Raw genomic sequence first — 17,594 nt, 5'->3', positions numbered from 1 at the left:
TCCTGTGCAGCGGACCAGCCACGCATCCGAGCGCGGATCACGCTTGGTACCGGCAGGCAGCCTGTCCTTCGGTACGTGCGAGTAGCGCGGGCACGAGCGGCACCGGACCGGAACCCACGACAGATCGCTCTCGTCCTGGAGCGCCCGTCCGGCCGGCTGCATCCACGCGGGCCGCATCCATGACGGCCACTCGCTCAACCACTCGTCTATCGCTATCTGCGCAATCTCGGCATGGTTCATGGGGCACCCCACTCCAGGAAGATTCATGAGCCAGAGAAGGCATGGCCGAACCCTGATCTCTCATGGAGCCCTAGAGCGCAAGGACTTCCCAGTCCCGAGGATGACGCACGGGTGGTTTGGCGTCGGTTTCGGATTGCTTAAGAGTTTTCTATGACGTACTGGAAAAGTCGTCAAGACACCACTACAACATCCTGGGCAGTCCTCGACTCGGGCGGCGAGGCGTTCGTAGCGTTCGAGTGCGCCGGGGCGGTCGAACTCGCCACGGAGCTTTCCTACGCCGGCGCGCCGAGGTCCGCCTGCCAGCGGGTTTCGCCGTCCAGGGTGCGGGGGGTGGGGTGCAGGCCGAGGGCGCGGGCGACGGCGGCGGAGGCGTGGTGGTCGGGGTGGATGTGGGCGACGGCGGTGGGGACGCCGGCGGCGGTGAGGTGGGCGGCCAGGGCACGGGCGGCCTCGGTGGCCAGGCCGCGGCCCTGCCAGGGGGTGCCGACCACCCAGGCGAGTTCGGCCTCCCCGGGGCGGATGGTGGCCTGCACGTAGCCGGTGAGGGCGCCGTCGGCGCGCAGCCGCAGGACCCAGTTGCCCCAGGCCTCGGCCGGGTCGGGGGAGCCGGCGGCGAGCCGGGCGCAGCGGGCGCGCAGTTCCTCGACGCCGGCGGGGCGGCCGCCGGTGAAGTGGTGGAGGGCCGGATCGGCGAGCGCGGCGGCCAGTTCCTCGGCGTGCTCGGGGGCGATGGGCAGCAGGTCGAGGCGGTCGCTGCGCAGCGGGACGGCGGTGGGGTCGGGGCGCATGGCGGTATTGAAGGCCATCGGCACCCGCCGTGCGACCGGGTTTCCCACAGGTGCTTCGTGGCGGTGCTTTTCGCCGGACGGGGGATCGGGGTCGAATGGGCCGACGTCAACACGGAGGAGGTCCCGCGGTGCGGTATCTGGTCAGGGAGAAGCTGTTCGCGGTCGGCGACGACTACTGGATCGAGGACGACCGGGGCCACAAGGCGTACCTGGTGGACGGCAAGGTGCTGCGGCTTCGGCACACCTTCGAGCTGAAGGACGCGCACGGCCGGGTGGTCGCGGTGGTGAAGGAGAAGATGCTCACCGTCCGCGACGCGATGAAGATCGAGGACGCGGACGGCGAGGTGGTGGCGACCGTCCGGGAGAAGCTGTTCACCCCGTTCCGCGACAAGTTCCTGGTGGAGCTGGCCGACGGTGGGGAGCTGAAGATCCACGGCAACCTGATCGACAAGGACTACCGGGTCGAGAACGACCACGGCGACGAGCTGGCCCGGATCAGCCGCAAGTGGTTCCGGGTCCGGGACACGTACGGGGTGGAGGTCGCCGACGGTGCCGACACCGGGTTGCTGCTGGCCGTCGCGGCCTGCGTGGACCACCTGGTGCACGAGGAGGACTGACCCGCCGCGTCGCCGGGCCGGGCCGGGCCGGGCCGCGTCGCCGGCTGGCCCGCGTTCCCCGGCGCGGGGTTCCCGGGCGGCGCGGTCCGCGGGCCGCCAGGTTTCCCGGCCCGTGCCGGTTCCCGGATCCCAGGTCCGGCTCTCATCCGGGTGGGGTATCTTTTGCCAACCCTTGACCAGGCCGGTCGAGGGGCCCTGGCCGGCCGGTCGGGGAGCAGGGCGAGAGCGGACCGGGGGCTGGGACCACCATGAACGACATCCTGCACGGGCTCGGCGCGGCGGCGGCCTACGGCGCCCTCGGGGTGCTGCTGCTGCTCCTCGGTGTCGGCCTGGTGGACCTGCTGACGCCCGGCAGGCTCGGCCACCAGATCTGGGTCGAACGCAACCGCAACGCAGCGGTCCTGCTCAGCTCCGCGCTGCTCGGCATCGGCGGCATCGTCTTCACCGCGATCCTGTACACCTACGCCGACTTCGCCAAGGGCCTGGTCTCGACGGCCTGTTACGGCCTGCTGGGGCTGGTGCTGATGGCCGTCGCGTTCTGGCTGGTGGACCTGCTGACGCCGGGCAGGCTCGGCGCGATCCTGGTCGAGAGGGAGCCGCACCCGGCGGTGTGGGTGTCGGCCAGTTGCAACATCGCGGTGGCGGCGGTGGTGTCGGCCGCGATCGCCTAGCGCCCGGGCCCGGGCGGGCGCGCCGCCCGCTTTCGCGCGCCCCTTCGCGACCCTTTTCGCGCCTCCTTTCACGCCTCCCTTCGCGCCGCCGGGCCGCGCGGGCTGCGACGGCGCTACGCCGGGTGCGGCGCCCGGCCCAGGACGTGCTCCCGCCCCCAGTCCCCCAGCGGGCCCAGCGCCGTGTTGAGCCGCTGCCCCGGCTCGGTCAGCGTGTACTCGACCCGGGGAGGCACCTCGTCGTACGCCTCCCGGCGCACGATGCCGTGCGCCTCCATCTCGCGCAGGTGCGCGGCCAGCACCTTCTCGGTGATCCCCGGCAGCAGTCGGCGCAGCTCGCCGAAGCGGCAGTGCGGGCGCTCTCCCAGGGCCCAGAGGATCGACACCTTCCACTTGCCGCCGATCACGTCCATCGCGGCGTCCGTCCCGCAGATGTACGCCCCCGGCCTCGGCATGGTCGCCATGCCCACCCCTTCCGACCCCTCCGACCTCGATGCTCACTTCAGGGTAACCACCCACTTCGAAGTGCGTACTTGATCGTCTCCGGGGACGGCGCGGACGCTGATTCCCGTGACGAACAACCTTGTTGAGAACGCAGCCGAGAACGCAGCCGAGAACGCGACCGAGAACGCGACCGAGAACGCGACCGAGAACGCGACCGAGAACCCGCCCACCCCGCTCACCCTGCTCGGCCTCGGCGCCATGGGCACCGCGCTGGCCCAGGCCTGGCTCGCCGGCGGGCACCCGCTGACCGTCTGGAACCGCACCGCCGCCCGCGCCGACGCGCTCGCCCTCCGTGGCGCCGCCGTCGCCGACACCGCCGCGGAGGCCGTCGCGGCGAACCGCCTGGTCGTCGTCTGCCTGCTCGACGACGCCTCCGTGGCCGGGGCGCTGGCCGACGCCGACCTGACCGGCAAGGACGTGGTCAACCTGGTCACCAGCACCCCCGAGCAGGCCCGGGCCCGGGCCGCCTGGGCCGCGCGGCGCGGCGCCCGCTACCTGGACGGCGGGATCATGGCCGTCCCGCCGATGATCGGCGTCCCTGCCGCCGGCCCGTACGTCTTCTACAGCGGCTCGTCCGAACTGTTCGAGGAGCACCGGGCGACCCTCGCCACGCCCGCCGGCACCCGGTACGTCGGCGAGGACGCCGGCTACGCGGCGCTGCACGACGTGGCGCTGCTCAGCGCGATGTACGGGATGTTCGCCGGGGCCGCGCACGCCTTCGCGCTGTTCCGCGGCGAGGCCGTCGCGCCGGGCCGCCTCGCACCACTGCTCAGCGACTACGTGACCGCGATGAGCGGGACCATCGCCGGCACCGCCGAGCAGCTGGAGAGCGGCGACTACACGAGGGGTGTGGTGTCCAACCTGGCGATGCAGGTGGCGGGCAAGGGCACGCTGCTGCGCACCGCCGAGGAGCAGGGAGTGAGCGCGGAACTGCTCGAACCCTACTTCCGGCTGATGGAGCGCCGACTGGCGGTCGGCAGCGGTGAGGAGGGCCTCACCGGGGTCGTCGACCTGCTGCGACGGTGAGGGCTGGCCGGTAACGTACCGGCATGGCAGACCTTGAAGAACGCGCCGATGGCGTCGCGTCCGGCTCACCGCAGGCCCTGGTAGGGGTGATGGTCCGGCCGCGCCGCGGCGACGACCTCGCCGGCTGCGTCCGGGTGCTGGGCGACGTCCACACCGCCGACGGCTATCCCGCCGACTGGCCCGACCGCCCCGCCGCCTGGCTCACCCCGGACGGCCTGCTCGCCGCCTGGGTCGCCGAGTCGGAGGGGCGGCCCGTCGGCCACGTCGGCCTCGCCCGCAGCGCCCCGGGCGACCTCGCGCCCGCCCTGTGGAGCCACCGCACCGGCGGCTCTCCGGCGCTCAGTGCGGTGATCGGCCGGCTCTACGTCGCCCCTGGGGCGCGCGGCCACCGCATCGGCGCCCGCCTGCTGGCCTGCGCGGTGGCGCACGCGCGGGCGCTCGGCCTGCACCCCGTCCTCGACGTCCTCGCCACCGACACCGCCGCCGTGGCCCTCTACCGGCGCCTCGGCTGGACCCACCTCGGCAGCGGCGACCAGCAGTGGGCCTCCGGCCGCACCGTGACCGTCCACTGCTTCGCCGCCCCGCGGGGCTGACCCACCGGGCCGACGGGGCTGTCCGGCGCCGGCCGGACCGCCCCGTCGGCCTGCGGGGCGGTCAGCCGGCCGAGCGGTCCGCGATGGGGCGGCGGCGGAGCCCGGGGGTGGTGATCGACGGCGGCTGCCACGCGCCGTCGGCCTGGTAGAGGTCGGTGCCGGGCGGGACGATCGCGTCGATGCGGTCGAGGGTGGCGTCGTCCAGCACCAGGTCGGCCCCCTTGAGGGCGGATTCGAGCTGCGCCATGGTGCGCGGACCGATGATCACGGACGTGACCGCCGGGTGGGCCGCCGGGAAGGCCACCGCCAGCTCGGGCAGGGTGCGGCCGAGTTCCTCGGCGAGGACGGCGAACGCCTCCACGGCCTCCAGATTGGCGGCCGTGGTGGGCAGCGCCGGGTCGAAGCGGCCCGGGTTGATCGCGGCGCGGCCCTGGGTGAGGTCGATCGGGAGGCCCTTGCGGTAGCGCCCGGTGAGGAAGCCGCCGGCGAGCGGGCCCCAGGTCAGCGCGCCCATGCCGAGCCGCTGGATCACCGGCAGGACCTCCCGCTCGACGCCCCGGGCGAGCAGCGAGTACGGCGGCTGCTCGGTGCGGAAGCGCGGCAGGCCCCGGCGCTCGGCGACGTGGTGGGCGTCCACCAACTGCCCGGCGGGGAAGGTCGAGCAGCCGAAGGCGCGGATCTTGCCGGCCCGGACGAGGTCGCCGAGGACGGACAGGGTCTCCTCGATGTCCGTGGTGTGGTCCGGCCGGTGGATCTGGTACAGGTCGATCCAGTCGGTGCGCAGACGGCGCAGGCTCTCCTCGACCTCGCGGACGATCCAGCGCCGCGAGTTGCCGCCCCGGTTGCGGCCCTCGCCCATCGGGAAGTGCGCCTTCGTGGCGAGCACGACCTCGTCGCGGTCGCCACGGGCGGCCAGCGCCTTGCCGACGATCTCCTCGGACTCGCCGGCCGAGTAGATGTCGGCGGTGTCGATGAAGTTGATGCCCCGGTCGAGCGCGGCGTCGATGATCCGGGCGCAGTCGTCGTGGTCGGGGTTGCCGATGGCGCCGAACATCATCGTGCCGAGGCAGTAGGCACTCACCTCGATGCCGGTGCCGCCGAGAACGCGGTAGCGCATGGTGGAGCTCCCCCTGGTGGGTGGGTGGTTGCTGGCGATGGGTCAGAGGTTAGGAGTTGGAGTGCACTCCAAGGCAAGGGCAGCTGCCGTATTGCCGCATGCGCCGTATTGCCGTATTGCCGTATTCGCCTTGGGCGTCATGGGCGCCATGGGCGTTTTGGCCGCCTGGGCCGGTATCGGCCTCGGCCGGTAACCACCTTCGCCGCATTCGCTTTCGACGGAGCCGCCGGGTCCTCGGGGTGCAGGATCCCTCCGGCGGGGGAGGCGGTTACCCCTGCCGGCGGAGGCGGCGGCCGGGTGCGCGGGCGAGCCTGGCGGCATGACGAGGAACGGATGGGTGGTCGTCGCCTGGGGTGTCGGTTACGCCGGTTTCGGGCTGGGGTGCGAGCTGAGCGGGACGGCGCTGTTCGGTGCCGACCGGCTGGGGTGGGTGGTGGTGGCCGTGGGGTCGGCGGCGGCCGGGGCCGGGTGGGCGGCGGTACGGCGGCAGCCGTCGGCGTGGCTCGGGCGCGCGCTGTGGCTGCTGTGCGGGCTGGCCGCGACGGCGGCCTTCAGCCTGCTGATGGACGTGCTGACGCTGGTCTTCGGGGAGGGTGTCGACAGCGTGCCGGACGCGGTGAACCGCGCGCTGGCGGCGGCCGGGGCGCTGCTGCTGGCCGGCACCGCCCGTGCTCGGCGGCCCGCCGGTGGTGCGCGGCGCCCGGCCCCGGCCCCCTCGGCTGCTCCCGCGACCGTCCAACTCGCCGCCTTCGCCGGGACGTTGGCGTTCGTGCCGTACGTGGTGATGAAGCTGGTCTGGGCGTTCGGCGGCAGTTTCGCGGGGATCAGCGGCGCGGAGATGTACGACGGATACCGGCGCAACGGCGCCTCCGGGCTCTGGCTCACCCTGGAGTCCTGGGGGCTCGACGGCACGGTGCTGCTGGCGGCGATCGGGGTGTTCCTGCTGTGGGCGCTGGTGCGGCCGTGGGGGCAGGTCTTCCCGCGCTGGACCCTGCTGCTGCGCGGCCGCCGCGTCCCGCGCTGGCTGCCGCTTGCCCCGGCGCTGCTGGGCGCGGCGACGCTGGCGCCGTACGGGGTGGTCGGGACCGGTTACCTGGTGCTGTGCGGCGCGGGGGTGTTCGGCATCCGGCAGGGTGACTTCGCCACGCCCGGGCAGGCGCTGGAGGTGGCCTGGGTCGGGATCGCGGCGTTCGCCGGGTACGGGGTGGCGCTGGCGCTGGCGGCCCGCTCGTACTGGCGGCGGACGGGGGATGCCGGGTCTGTTTGCTGAGTCGGCAACAACGCTTGCCGAGGTGGCGACGGCAGCCGCAGCCTGGCGGTGGAGGTGAGCGCCATGAGCGAGGCAACCGATACGGCGAGGACGAGGACGACGGCGAGGACGACGGCCAAGACCGGGACGACGGCCAGGACCGGGACCACGGCGAGGACGACGGCGCCGGCGGGGACGGGGCCGGGGACGGGGCCCGTCGAGCGCTACGACGCGGTGGTGGTCGGTGCGGGGGCGGCGGGGCTGAGCGCGGCGCTGGTGCTGGGCCGGGCCCGGCGCCGGGTCGCGGTGGTGGACGCCGGCGAACCGCGCAACGCGCCCGCCGCCCAGCTGCACGGCTACCTGAGCCGGGACGGCGTACCGCCGTCGGCGCTGCTGGCGATCGGCCGGGAGGAGGTCGCCCGGTACGGCGTCGACCTGATCGACGCCCGGGTCGAGCACATCGAGGCAGCCGAGGCCGCAGCGCCCGCGGAGCCCGCACCGCCCGCAGCAGCGCCCGCAGCGCCGGGCTTCACCGTCTGCCTGGCCGGCGGCCCGGTGCTGCACGCCCGCCGGGTGATCGTCGCCACCGGGCTGCGCGACGGGCTGCCGGAGCTGCCGGGGCTCGTCGAGGGCTGGGGCCGCGATGTGCTGCACTGCCCGTACTGCCACGGCTGGGAGGTCCGGGACCGGCCGCTCGGCGTGCTCGGCACCCACCCGATGGCCGTCGACCAGGCGCTGCTGCTGCGGCAGTGGTCAGCGGACGTGGTGCTGATCGCCCACACGCTCGCCCTGGCCGAGGGGGATCGGGAGCGGCTGGCGGCCCGGGGCGTGCGGGTCGTCGAGGGCCGGATCGTGCGGTTGGTGTCCGACGACGGACGGCTGTGCGGCGTCGAACTCGCCGATGGGCGGGTCGTGCCGCGCGAGGCGGTGTTCGTCGCCCCGCAGCCGGTGCCCCGGGACACGCTGCTCTTCGGCCTCGGGTGCGCCCGGGACGACAACGGCTGGGTCGCCACCGACCGCACCGGCCGGACCAGCCTCTCCGGCGTCTGGGCGGTGGGCAACGTCGCCGACCCCCGCGCCCAGGTCGTCACCGCCGCCGGAGCGGGCGCGGCGGCCGCCATCGCGCTCGACCACGACCTCGCGCAGGAGGAGGTCGGACGGGCGCTCGACACCCTGCGGGCGCGACGCGGCCGCGCGTCCGGCGCCGCCGTGCCCGCGTGAGCCGGGAAGCTTTCGTCAACCACGAACGGAGATCCGACATGACCGCGCACCAGCACCAGCAGCACCAGCAGCCCCAGCCCCAGCCCCAGCCCCACCAACACCAGCCCCAGCCCCAGCCCGGGCCCGCGCACACCCCCGGCCACGCCCCCGGCCACGCCCACAGCCACGTCCCCGCCGCCGACTTCGACTGGGACGCGCTCGCCGCGCACCTGGAGCACGAGGCCGACCTGCGCGCCGACGCCGTCACCGAGGCCGCCCACTGGCTGTCCGGCCTGCACGGGGACGGTGCGGTCCGGCGGATCCTCGACGTGGGCAGCGGACCGGGGGTGATCGCCGGACTGCTCGCGGACGCCTTCCCGGCCGCCGAGGTGGTCGCCGTCGACCAGTCGGCCGCCCTGCTGGACCGCGCCCGGACCCGCTCCGGCGGCCGGCTCCGCACCCAACAGGCGGACCTCCCGGCCGAGTTCGGCAAACTCGGCGAGGCCGACCTGATCTGGTCCGGCAATGCGATCCACCATCTCGGCGACCAGCAGGCCGCGCTCGTCTCCCTCGCCGGGGCCCTACGGCCGGGCGGTCTGCTGGCCGTCGCCGAACGCGGCCTGCCGCCGCGCTACCTGCCCCGCGACTTCGGCCTCGGCCGGCCCGGTTTCCAGGCCCGGCTGGACGCGGCCCACGAGGACGGCTTCAGCACCATGCGGGCCGAACTGCCCGGCAGCACCGAGGAGATCGAGGACTGGCCGGCCATGCTGAAGCGCGCCGGGCTGACCCCGAGCGGCACCCGGACCTTCCTGGTCGACCGCCCCGCCCCGCTCGACGGCCCGACCCGCCGGTACCTGCACACCCAGCTCAGCCGACTGCACGACCAGCTCGCCGAGACCCTGCGGCCCGAGGACCGCACCACCCTCGAAGCCCTCCTGGCCGAGGACGCCCCCACCGGCATCCTCCACCGCCCGGACGCCTTCTACCTGTCCGCGATGACGGTCCACACCGCCCGCAAGCCCTGAGCCGTGCCGCACGCGGCGGGGGCGCCGCACAGCCGCGGCGCCCCCGCCGGCGGTCAGCCCTCCGCGCCGCCGAAGCGCGCGGACCAGGCCGCCAGGTCCTCGTCGGTGATCTTGGCGAAGAGCACCGGCGGCACCGTGAACGGCGTCCCGGCCGGCACCAGGTCCAGCGTCCTGGCCTCCTGCGGGTCCACCCAGGTGCGGCCGGCCGCAGGCGCGTCCGCGGGCAGGGCGAAGGCCGCGCGCATCGCCGCCGCCGCGGTCGGGATGAACGGCTCGGACACCACCGCGTACAGGTGGATCAGGTTCATCGCCGTGCGGAGGGTGAGCGCCGCCGCGTCCTGGTCGGTCTTCACCTGCTGCCAGGGCGCCTTCTCGTCCAGGTAGGCGTTGCCGGCGCTCCACAGCGCGCGCAGGGCCTGCGCGGCCTTGCGGAAGTTGAGGCCGTCCAGCTGGGCCTCGTACTCGGCGAGCAGCCCGGCGACCTGTTCGCCGAGGCGCTGCTCGGCCTCGCCCGGCGCGTGGCCGCCGGGGACGTCGTCGCCGAAGCGCTTGCGGCTGAAGGACAGCACCCGGTTGACGAAGTTGCCGAGGGTGTCGGCGAGGTCCTTGTTGACCACCGAGGCGAAGAGGTCCCAGGTGAAGCTGGAGTCGTCCGACTCGGGGGCGTGGGCCATCATGAAGTAGCGCCAGTAGTCGGCCGGCAGCAGTTCCAGCGCCACGTCGCTGAAGATGCCGCGCTTCTGGCTGGTGGAGAACTTCCCGCCGTAGTAGGTCAGCCAGTTGAAGGCCTTGACGTAGTCGACCTTCTTCCACGGGCGGTGCGAGCCGAGGATGGTGGCCGGGAACATCACGGTGTGGAACGGGACGTTGTCCTTGCCCATGAACTGGGTGTAGCGGACGCTCTCGTCGGCCTCGTACCACCAGGACTTCCAGTCCCGGTCCTGCCCGGCCGGGGCCGCGTCGGCCCACTCCTTGGTGGCGCCGATGTACTCGATCGGGGCGTCGAACCAGACGTAGAACACCTTGCCCTCGGCGGCCAGTTCGGGCCAGACGTCGGCCGGCACCGGGACGCCCCACTCCAGGTCGCGGGTGATCGAGCGGTCCTGCAGGCCCTCGGTGAGCCACTTGCGGGCGATCGAGGAGGCCAGCACCGGCCAGTTGTCGCCGTTGGCGGCGACCCACTCCTCGACCTCACCGGTCAGCTTCGACTGGAGCAGGAACAGGTGCCTGGTCTCCCGGACCTCCAGGTCGGAGCTGCCGCTGATCGCCGAGCGGGGCTCCAGCAGGTCGGTCGGGTCCAGCACCCGGGTGCAGTTCTCGCACTGGTCGCCGCGCGCCTTGTCGTAGCCGCAGTGCGGGCAGGTGCCGACGATGTAGCGGTCCGGCAGGAAGCGCCCGTCGGCGTTGGAGTACACCTGGCGGATCGCCCGCTCCTCGATGAAGCCGTTGCGCTGCAGTTCGCGGGCGATCTCCTGGGTGATCTCCCGGTTCTGCGGCGAGGAGCTGCGGCCGAAGTGGTCGAAGGAGAGCCCGAAGCCGTCGTACACCGCCTTCTGCGCCTCGTGCGCCCGGGCGCAGAACTCGGCGACCGGCAGCCCGGCCTCCTGGGCGGCCAGCTCGGCGGGGGTGCCGTGCTCGTCGGTGGCGCAGATGAACAGCACGTCGTGGCCGCGCCGCCGCAGGTAGCGGGAGTAGACGTCCGCCGGGAGCATGGACCCGACCATGTTGCCCAGGTGCTTGATCCCGTTGATGTACGGAAGGGCGCTGGTGATCAGGTGCCGAGCCATTCTCGGATGCTCCGATTTCTCCCGCACGCGCACCCCGTGGGGAGTGCCGCGTCAGGCGCAGGGGGTCCACTGTGGGCTGCCAAGCCTACCGTCGTGGCCTGCGCGGGCGGTCGGCGTCGGCGCAGGGCGGTGCGGGCCGGGCGCTCGGCGTCGGCGCAGGGCGGTACGGGTCAGTGCCGGGTCAGGGCCGGGTCAGGGCCGGGTCAGGGCCGGGCCGGGTCGCCGTACCGGTCGAACTCCCCGGCCTTCACCCCGCGGACGAAGGCGGCCCATTTGCGCGGCGTGGTCCGCACGACCACCTCGGGCCGGTCCGACTCGCGGATCTCCACCAGGCCGCCCGCCGCTCTGACCTCGACGCAGTCCGTGCTCTCGCCGCTGGCGGACGCCTTGCGCCACGTACTCATGAGAAGTCTTTCAGTAAGGACTGGATGAAGTCCCGGGAGTCGTCCGACCCGAGCGCGATCGCCGCGGTCTCCTCCTTGATCCGTCGGTAGGAGGCCAATTCGGCCTGGGTGTGGACGAACTTCGGACCGTGGGAGAGGTCGATCTGGACGGTGTCGAGCTCCGGTACGGGCCCGCGGGCGAGGTACAGGCTCTCTCCGGATCCGGTGTAGGTGGGCACGCTGAACGGGATCACCCGGATCTCCACCAAGGGCCGTTCGGAATTCTCCAGCAGGCTCTGCAACTGCTCGCGCAGCACTTCCGGGCCGCCGAACTGCATGCGCAGAGCGGATTCGTGCAGGAATGCGCTGTACGGCTTCGGGTGTTCGGTGAAGATCCGCTGGCGGTGAATCCGGAATGCCTTCCGGACGTCCGCCTCCTGCCGGTACTGCGGGGGCAGGCGCTCGAACACGGCGGTGGCGTACTCCGCGGTCTGGAGCAGGCCGGGGATGAACGTGCTGTTCAGGATGGACAGCGATGCCGCGTGGTGCTCCATCTCAGCGATGTCGATGATGGCGTTCGGCAGCCGGCCGCGGTAGCTGTCCCACCAGTACTTGCGCCGGTCCTGGGTCATCGTCAGCAGCGCGTCCAGGTAGGGGCCGTCCTCGCAGCCGCAGGTGCGGGCCCAGGTCCGCAGCCGGTCGGCGCTGATGCCCGACTTCCCGTTCTCCATCTGGGAGATCTTGGGCAGGTCGGTGCCGATGGTGGCGGCCAGGCTCTTGGGCGTCACGCCCACGCGTTCGCGCATCCTGCGCAACTCGATTCCGAGGCGCTGCTGGCGCACGGTCGGCGACAAGCGGGGTGGCATGACTCTTCTCTCCGGATCGCGGCTGCGGTCGATGCTTCCGGTGAAGTGTGCCGTGCATACCGGGCCCTAGCTACCGAAATGGGGGATACCCCACGATGGAGTGAACGTTCTTCCCCTCGGTAGCAACTCTGGCACCCTGACCCTATGGTCGTCGTGTCACTCGCTGACTTGTTGCTGCCTAAACAGTCGTCAATCTGCCGTAATTACACACCAGATGCATGGTCACGGCGCCCGACATCACCGACCGGAGACAGCCATGCCCCTTCCCTCGCCTCGCCGCCTTCCGCACCGCATTTCCGTATCCCGGTGAATGCGCTTCTGGTCGCCGCATTGTCCGTACTCCTCCTGGCCGTCCTTTTCGTCGGCTGGCTGGTATGGATGGTCAACCTCCAACCCCGCGAACCCCGCCCGGCGAAGCGCGGGATCGCGGCCGGCCATTCCACCGGCGGCGAGCGGAGATAGCGCCTCCCTCCGCCGCCGGCCGCACCCCCGGTTCCGGCCGTCACCCCCGCACCCGTGCCCGGCCGGGCACGTCCCGGGGTCCGCGTGGGGCGGCCTGGTGCGCGAACCCTCAGCCGCGCGAAAGGCGTTCCACCAGGCGGGACTTGGCGGCCGGCCATTCGTCGGTGAGCATCGAGAAGTAGGCGGAGTCGCGCCAGGTGCCGTCGGGGCGCAGCCGGTGGCGGCGATGGACGCCCTCGAACCGGGCGCCGAGGCGCAGGATGGCGTTGCGGGAGCGCTCGTTGCGGGCGTCGGTCTTCCAGAAGACGCGCCCCATGCCCAGGTCTTCGAAGGCGTGGGTGAGCAGGAGCAGCTTGGCCTCGGTGTTGACGGCCGTGCGCCAGACCGAGCGGGCGTACCAGGTGCCGCCGATCTCCAGGTACTCGTTCTCGGCGCTGAAGTCGTGGTAGCCGGTGACGCCGACGGCCCGGCCGCTCGCGAGGTCGACGGCGGCGAAGTACACCGACTCCCCGGCGGCCGCCTCCGCGAGGCGGGCGTCGAGCAGCGCGCCCATGTCCGCCTCGGCGGCGGGCACGTGGACGGGGATCCAGCGCCAGACCTCGGGGTCGGATCCGACGGTGGCCCAGAGGTCGCCGCAGTGGCGGCGCTCCAGTGGCTCGAGGCGGATGTGGCGGCCGGTGAGGGTGACGGGTGCGGGGAGCTTCGCGGTCATGGACCCGAACGTAGCGCGACTCTGCACTAGATGCAATGTATTTATGAACTAGTGCAAAAGCCCGGTCGGAGGTACGGCGAAGGGCCCTGCGGGACGTCGCGTCCCGCAGGGCCCTCCGGAGCGATCGGGCGGAGCCCCGGGCTCAGATGAACGAGTTGATCTGGATCGTCTCGTCCCGGCCCGGACCGACGCCGATGGCCGAGATCGGCGCGCCCGACATCTCCTCCAGCGCCTTCACGTACGCCTGGGCGTTCTTCGGCAGCTCGGCGAAGGTCTTCGCCTTGCTGATGTCCTCGCTCCAACCCGGCAGGGTCTCGTAGACCGGCTTGGCGTGGTGGAAGTCGGACTGGTTGTAGGGGAGTTCCTCGACCCGCTTGCCATCGATCTCGTACGCGACGCAGACCGGGATCTGCTCCCAGCCGGTCAGGACGTCGAGCTTGGTGAGGAAGAAGTCGGTCAGGCCGTTGACCCGGGTCGCGTAGCGCGCGATGACGGCGTCGAACCAGCCGCAGCGGCGGTCGCGGCCGGTGGTGACGCCGCGCTCGCCGCCGATCCGGCGCAGCGCCTCGCCGTCCGCGTCGAGCAGTTCGGTCGGGAACGGGCCGGAGCCGACGCGGGTGGTGTAGGCCTTGAGGATGCCGATGACCCGGTCGATCTTGGTGGGGCCGATGCCGGCGCCGGTGCAGGCGCCGCCCGCGGTCGGGTTCGACGAGGTCACGAAGGGGTACGTGCCGTGGTCGACGTCCAGCAGGGTGCCCTGGCCGCCCTCCAGCAGGACGACCTTGTTCGCCTTCAGGGCCTCGTCCAGGACGAGGGTGGTGTCGGCGAGGAACGGCCTGATCTTCTCCGCGTAGCCGAGGTACTCCTCGACCACCAGGTCGGCCGGGATGGTGCGGCGGTTGTACAGCTTGACCAGGACCTGGTTCTTGTCGTGCAGCGCCGCCTCGATCTTCTGGCGCAGGATCGACTCGTCGAACAGGTCCTGGACCCGGATGCCGACGCGGTTGATCTTGTCCGCGTAGGTCGGGCCGATGCCGCGGCCGGTGGTGCCGATCCGGCGCTTGCCGAGGAAGCGCTCGGTGACCTTGTCCAGGGTGCGGTGGTACGGCGTGATCAGGTGGGCGTTGCCCGAGATCAGCAGCTTGGAGGTGTCGATGCCGCGGTCGTTCAGGCCGGCCAGCTCGGAGAGCAGCACGGCCGGGTCGATCACCACGCCGTTGCCGATCACCGGCGTGACGTTCGGGCTGAGGATTCCGGAAGGGAGCAGGTGCAGGGCGTACTTCTGGTCGCCGATGACCACCGTGTGACCGGCGTTGTTGCCGCCCTGGTAGCGGACGACGTAGTCGACGGAACCACCGAGGAGGTCGGTGGCCTTCCCCTTGCCCTCGTCCCCCCACTGAGCGCCAACGAGCACGAGTGCCGGCACAGGCGTACACCCCTTCCGGTTGGGGCATCCTGCGTAGGCCGCAGTCTGCCCCGAGATAGACGAAGCCCCTGGCGCAATGGCGCAAGGGGCTCTTGCACCGAGAGATTACCTGAGGAAGGACCGGTCGTGTCGTCCCTGTCCACGCCTGGAACCGGCGGCCCCGGGCCGCTCCTGCTGCTCCTCGACCCGGCGGCCCGGCAGTCCGACGGGGAGTCGGTGCGGATCGCGAAGGACGTCCTCTGCGGGGGCGCGGACGTGAAGGTGGCCTATCCGGAGAGTCCTTCCGAGCTCGACCGGGTGCTTTCGCACCGGGGCCGGCGGCGACCGGTGGTGATCGGTTCCGATCTGGCGCTGCAGCGGGTGCTGCAGGCGCTGCACCGCCAGCGTGAGCTGGGGGCGGAACCGGTGGGGATGGTTCCGGTCGGTCGCGCGGAGGAGCTGGCGGCGGCCCGCGCGCTCGGTGTGCCGGGGGAGCCGGTGCGGGCCGCGCGGGCGGTGCTGTCGGGCGCGCCGCGCCGGCTGGACCTCTTGGTGGACGACGGCGGCGGGGTGGCGCTGGGCGGGGTGCGGATCACCGGTGGCGGCACGCACCGCCCAGGAGGCCGTTCGAGTGGCTGGCGTTCGCTATGGGCGAAACTGGCTGCGGCCGAGCAGGCGACCGCACTCACTCCCGACGTGGTCGAGCACAGCTCCCGGGTGCGGGTGGAGGCGGACGGCCGACTGCTCGCGGACATCCACTGGCCGGTCCGGCTGGTGCACGTCACGCTGCCGTCCGGAGCGTCGGACGGGACGGGCGAACTGGAGATCGTGGTGCGCGCCTCGGGCGCCCCGGTGCGGGCCAGGGCGGCGAGCGTCTCGGTGGTCGGCCGGGGCTTCGGCTACGAGGCGGACGGCCACCGGAACGGCCCGGTCCGCGCCAGGACGTGGACGGTGCGACCGGACGCCTGGGGCCTGCTGCTGCCCGCGGCGTAGGACCGCCGGCCCCGTGCCGTGCCCGTCTCCGTGCGGCCGCGCGGCCGCACGACCCCGCGAAGCCGCCGCCACCCGACCGGGAGGTGAACGCCGGGTGAGCAGGCTCACGTTCGCCGCCGCCCCGGCGCCCGCCGCTGCGCACCCGGAACTCCCCCGCACTTCCCAACGGGCGCGAACCGCAAGGCCAACCGCTGCCCGCCGCAATTCCGGCGGCCTGAAATCCCCACTCCGTAAGGGGTTTTGTCTACGCGCGTTACTGATCGGCCGCCCGACAAACCCGGCATCCCTGGTTCCGGAAGCCCGCACCGACTGCCCTAGACTCGAAGGCGTGCCACGTGGTGACGGAAGACTCAACCACGATCTTCTTCCCGGCGAGAAAGGCCCCCAGGACGCTTGCGGCGTCTTCGGTGTCTGGGCTCCCGGCGAGGAGGTCGCCAAGCTCACGTTCTTCGGCCTTTACGCCCTGCAGCACCGCGGTCAGGAATCCGCGGGCATCGCAGTGAGCAATGGCTCCCAGATTCTCGTCTTCAAGGACATGGGACTCGTCTCCCAGGTCTTCGACGAGGCCTCCCTGGGGTCGTTGCACGGGCATATCGCCGTCGGACACGCCCGCTACTCGACCACCGGTTCCTCGGTCTGGGAGAACGCCCAGCCGACCTTCCGGGCGACCGTGCACGGATCGCTGGCCCTCGGGCACAACGGAAACCTGGTGAACACCGCCGAACTGGCGGCCATGGTCGCCGAACTGCCCGGCGAGGAGCACGTCTCGCGCTCCGGCCGGTCCGCCGCGACCAACGACACCGACCTGGTGACGGCGCTGCTCGCCGGCCACCCGGACCTCTCCATCGAGGAGACGGCCAAGGTCGTGCTGCCCAAGGTCAAGGGCGCCTTCTCGCTCGTCTTCATGGACGAGCACACCCTCTACGCCGCCCGCGACCCGCAGGGCATCCGCCCGCTGGTGCTCGGCCGGCTGGAGCGCGGCTGGGTGGTCGCCTCCGAGACGGCGGCACTGGACATCTGCGGTGCCTCGTTCATCCGCGAGGTCGAACCCGGCGAGCTGATCGCCATCGACGAGAACGGCATGCGCAGCTCCCGCTTCGCCGAGGCCAAGCCCAAGGGCTGCGTCTTCGAGTACGTCTACCTGGCCCGCCCCGACACCAGCATCGCCGGCCGCAACGTGCACCTCTCCCGGGTGGAGATGGGCCGCCGCCTGGCGAAGGAGGCCCCCGTCGAGGCCGACCTGGTGATAGCGACGCCCGAGTCCGGCACCCCCGCCGCGATCGGCTACGCCGAGGCCAGCGGCATCCCGTACGGCTCCGGCCTGGTGAAGAACGCCTACGTGGGCCGCACCTTCATCCAGCCCAGCCAGACCATCCGCCAGCTCGGCATCCGGCTCAAGCTGAACCCGCTGCGCGAGGTCATCCAGGGCAAGCGCCTGGTGGTCGTGGACGACTCGATCGTGCGCGGCAACACCCAGCGCGCGCTGGTGAAGATGCTGCGCGAGGCCGGCGCCGCCGAGGTGCACATCCGGATCTCCTCCCCGCCGGTGAAGTGGCCGTGCTTCTTCGGCATCGACTTCGCCACCCGCGCGGAGCTGATCGCCAACGGCATGACCATCGAGGAGATCGGCCGCACCCTGGGTGCCGACTCGCTCTCCTACATCTCGATCGACGGCATGATCGAGGCCACCACGCAGCCCAAGGACAAGCTCTGCCGGGCCTGCTTCGACGGTGAGTACCCGATGGAGCTGCCCGATCCGGCGCTGCTCGGCAAGCTCCTGCTGGAGGCCGAGATCAAGGGCGGCCAGCAGCAGCCGGCCGTCCGCGGCAAGCCGACCAGCGGCAGCGACCTGGACGGCGTCCAGTCGCTGCTCGGCGGGGCGGGCGCGGCCGACGCGCTGCGCCGCCCGTAGTACCTCGCGGTGGGGCCCCGGAACCCGGGGCCCCACCGCGCTGTTCC

At 72.5% G+C, this 17,594-nt stretch carries 17 protein-coding genes; 9 read left to right on the top strand and 8 right to left on the bottom strand.

The genetic code is table 11. From position 1 onward, the window contains the following. Positions 1-512: 512 nt before the first annotated feature. Positions 513-1,028 (bottom strand): GNAT family N-acetyltransferase, encoded by a 516-nt coding sequence (locus IF30_RS0122310; protein WP_030241184.1) that lies wholly within the window; start codon positions 1,026-1,028, stop codon positions 513-515. Between the two features lie 128 nt (positions 1,029-1,156). Here IF30_RS0122310 and IF30_RS0122305 point away from each other — a divergent pair, with 128 nt between their 5' ends. After that, positions 1,157-1,645, top strand: a complete 489-nt coding sequence (locus IF30_RS0122305) for an LURP-one-related/scramblase family protein (protein ID WP_030241183.1) — start codon at positions 1,157-1,159, stop codon at positions 1,643-1,645. Positions 1,646-1,893: 248 nt separating this feature from the next. Next, entirely contained in the window at positions 1,894-2,316 is a 423-nt protein-coding gene (locus tag IF30_RS0122300) for a DUF350 domain-containing protein (RefSeq protein WP_030241180.1), read from the top strand. Between the two features lie 113 nt (positions 2,317-2,429). On the opposite strand, the gene IF30_RS0122295 is transcribed toward IF30_RS0122300, so the two are convergent. Next, complete coding sequence (locus IF30_RS0122295; RefSeq protein WP_030241177.1) at positions 2,430-2,777, bottom strand: winged helix-turn-helix transcriptional regulator; 348 nt, start codon at positions 2,775-2,777, stop codon at positions 2,430-2,432. Between the two features lie 220 nt (positions 2,778-2,997). Here IF30_RS0122295 and IF30_RS0122290 point away from each other — a divergent pair, with 220 nt between their 5' ends. Together IF30_RS0122290 and IF30_RS0122285 are read left to right on the top strand one after the other, a co-directional pair. Beyond that, entirely contained in the window at positions 2,998-3,843 is an 846-nt protein-coding gene (locus IF30_RS0122290) for an NAD(P)-binding domain-containing protein (RefSeq protein ID WP_030241174.1), read from the top strand. A 23-nt stretch (positions 3,844-3,866) separates the two neighbouring features. Beyond that, positions 3,867-4,436, top strand: coding sequence for a GNAT family N-acetyltransferase (locus tag IF30_RS0122285; protein WP_324605648.1), 570 nt, complete (start codon positions 3,867-3,869; stop codon positions 4,434-4,436). A 61-nt stretch (positions 4,437-4,497) separates the two neighbouring features. On the opposite strand, the gene IF30_RS0122280 is transcribed toward IF30_RS0122285, so the two are convergent. After that, the gene (locus IF30_RS0122280; RefSeq protein ID WP_030241171.1) at positions 4,498-5,553 is read right to left on the bottom strand and encodes an aldo/keto reductase; all 1,056 of its coding nucleotides are present in this window, start codon (positions 5,551-5,553) and stop codon (positions 4,498-4,500) included. Positions 5,554-5,872: 319 nt separating this feature from the next. Between IF30_RS0122280 and IF30_RS48735 the strand changes: the two genes are divergently transcribed. The 3 genes from IF30_RS48735 (at position 5,873) to IF30_RS0122265 (ending at position 9,027) form a co-directional block, all read left to right on the top strand. Beyond that, on the top strand, positions 5,873-6,823 hold the full coding sequence (locus IF30_RS48735) for a hypothetical protein (protein ID WP_030241169.1): 951 nt from the start codon (positions 5,873-5,875) through the stop codon (positions 6,821-6,823). 63 nt (positions 6,824-6,886) lie between these two features. Next, positions 6,887-8,023 carry an NAD(P)/FAD-dependent oxidoreductase gene (locus IF30_RS0122270; protein WP_078891587.1) on the top strand — a complete coding sequence of 379 codons (1,137 nt, stop codon included), beginning with the start codon at positions 6,887-6,889 and terminating at the stop codon, positions 8,021-8,023. 38 nt (positions 8,024-8,061) lie between these two features. Beyond that, positions 8,062-9,027 (top strand): class I SAM-dependent methyltransferase, encoded by a 966-nt coding sequence (locus IF30_RS0122265; RefSeq protein ID WP_051710813.1) that lies wholly within the window; start codon positions 8,062-8,064, stop codon positions 9,025-9,027. 53 nt (positions 9,028-9,080) lie between these two features. On the opposite strand, the gene metG is transcribed toward IF30_RS0122265, so the two are convergent. The 5 genes from metG to IF30_RS0122240 all read right to left on the bottom strand — a co-directional run bounded on the left by metG (position 9,081) and on the right by IF30_RS0122240 (position 14,663). Continuing rightward, on the bottom strand, positions 9,081-10,814 hold the full coding sequence (gene metG, locus IF30_RS0122260; protein WP_030241164.1) for a methionine--tRNA ligase: 1,734 nt from the start codon (positions 10,812-10,814) through the stop codon (positions 9,081-9,083). Positions 10,815-11,017: 203 nt separating this feature from the next. Continuing rightward, positions 11,018-11,218: a DUF397 domain-containing protein gene (locus IF30_RS0122255; RefSeq protein ID WP_030241161.1), complete on the bottom strand. Its 201-nt coding sequence runs from the start codon at positions 11,216-11,218 to the stop codon at positions 11,018-11,020. Then, the gene (locus tag IF30_RS0122250) at positions 11,215-12,063 is read right to left on the bottom strand and encodes a helix-turn-helix domain-containing protein (protein ID WP_030241158.1); all 849 of its coding nucleotides are present in this window, start codon (positions 12,061-12,063) and stop codon (positions 11,215-11,217) included. Before IF30_RS0122250 ends, IF30_RS0122255 begins: the two co-directional genes overlap by 4 nt. Before the next feature lie 571 nt (positions 12,064-12,634). Beyond that, positions 12,635-13,237, bottom strand: a complete 603-nt coding sequence (locus tag IF30_RS0122245) for a GNAT family N-acetyltransferase (RefSeq protein ID WP_030241155.1) — start codon at positions 13,235-13,237, stop codon at positions 12,635-12,637. Positions 13,238-13,379: 142 nt separating this feature from the next. Continuing rightward, on the bottom strand, positions 13,380-14,663 hold the full coding sequence (locus IF30_RS0122240) for an adenylosuccinate synthase (RefSeq protein ID WP_030241153.1): 1,284 nt from the start codon (positions 14,661-14,663) through the stop codon (positions 13,380-13,382). Positions 14,664-14,789: 126 nt separating this feature from the next. On the opposite strand from IF30_RS0122240, the gene IF30_RS0122235 reads away from it, so the two are divergent. After that, positions 14,790-15,635, top strand: coding sequence for a diacylglycerol kinase family protein (locus IF30_RS0122235; protein ID WP_030241150.1), 846 nt, complete (start codon positions 14,790-14,792; stop codon positions 15,633-15,635). Between the two features lie 328 nt (positions 15,636-15,963). Beyond that, a complete protein-coding gene (gene purF, locus IF30_RS0122230; RefSeq protein WP_030241147.1) occupies positions 15,964-17,547 on the top strand; it encodes an amidophosphoribosyltransferase in 1,584 nt (527 codons plus the stop codon). Positions 17,548-17,594 lie beyond the last annotated feature (47 nt).

Origin of the sequence: Streptomyces sp. NRRL S-350, assembly GCF_000719705.1 — a bacterium.
Lineage (GTDB): Bacteria > Actinomycetota > Actinomycetes > Streptomycetales > Streptomycetaceae > Kitasatospora.
The sequence above is the reverse complement of the archived record's forward strand: the minus strand, read 5'-3'. Positions and strand labels throughout refer to the sequence as shown.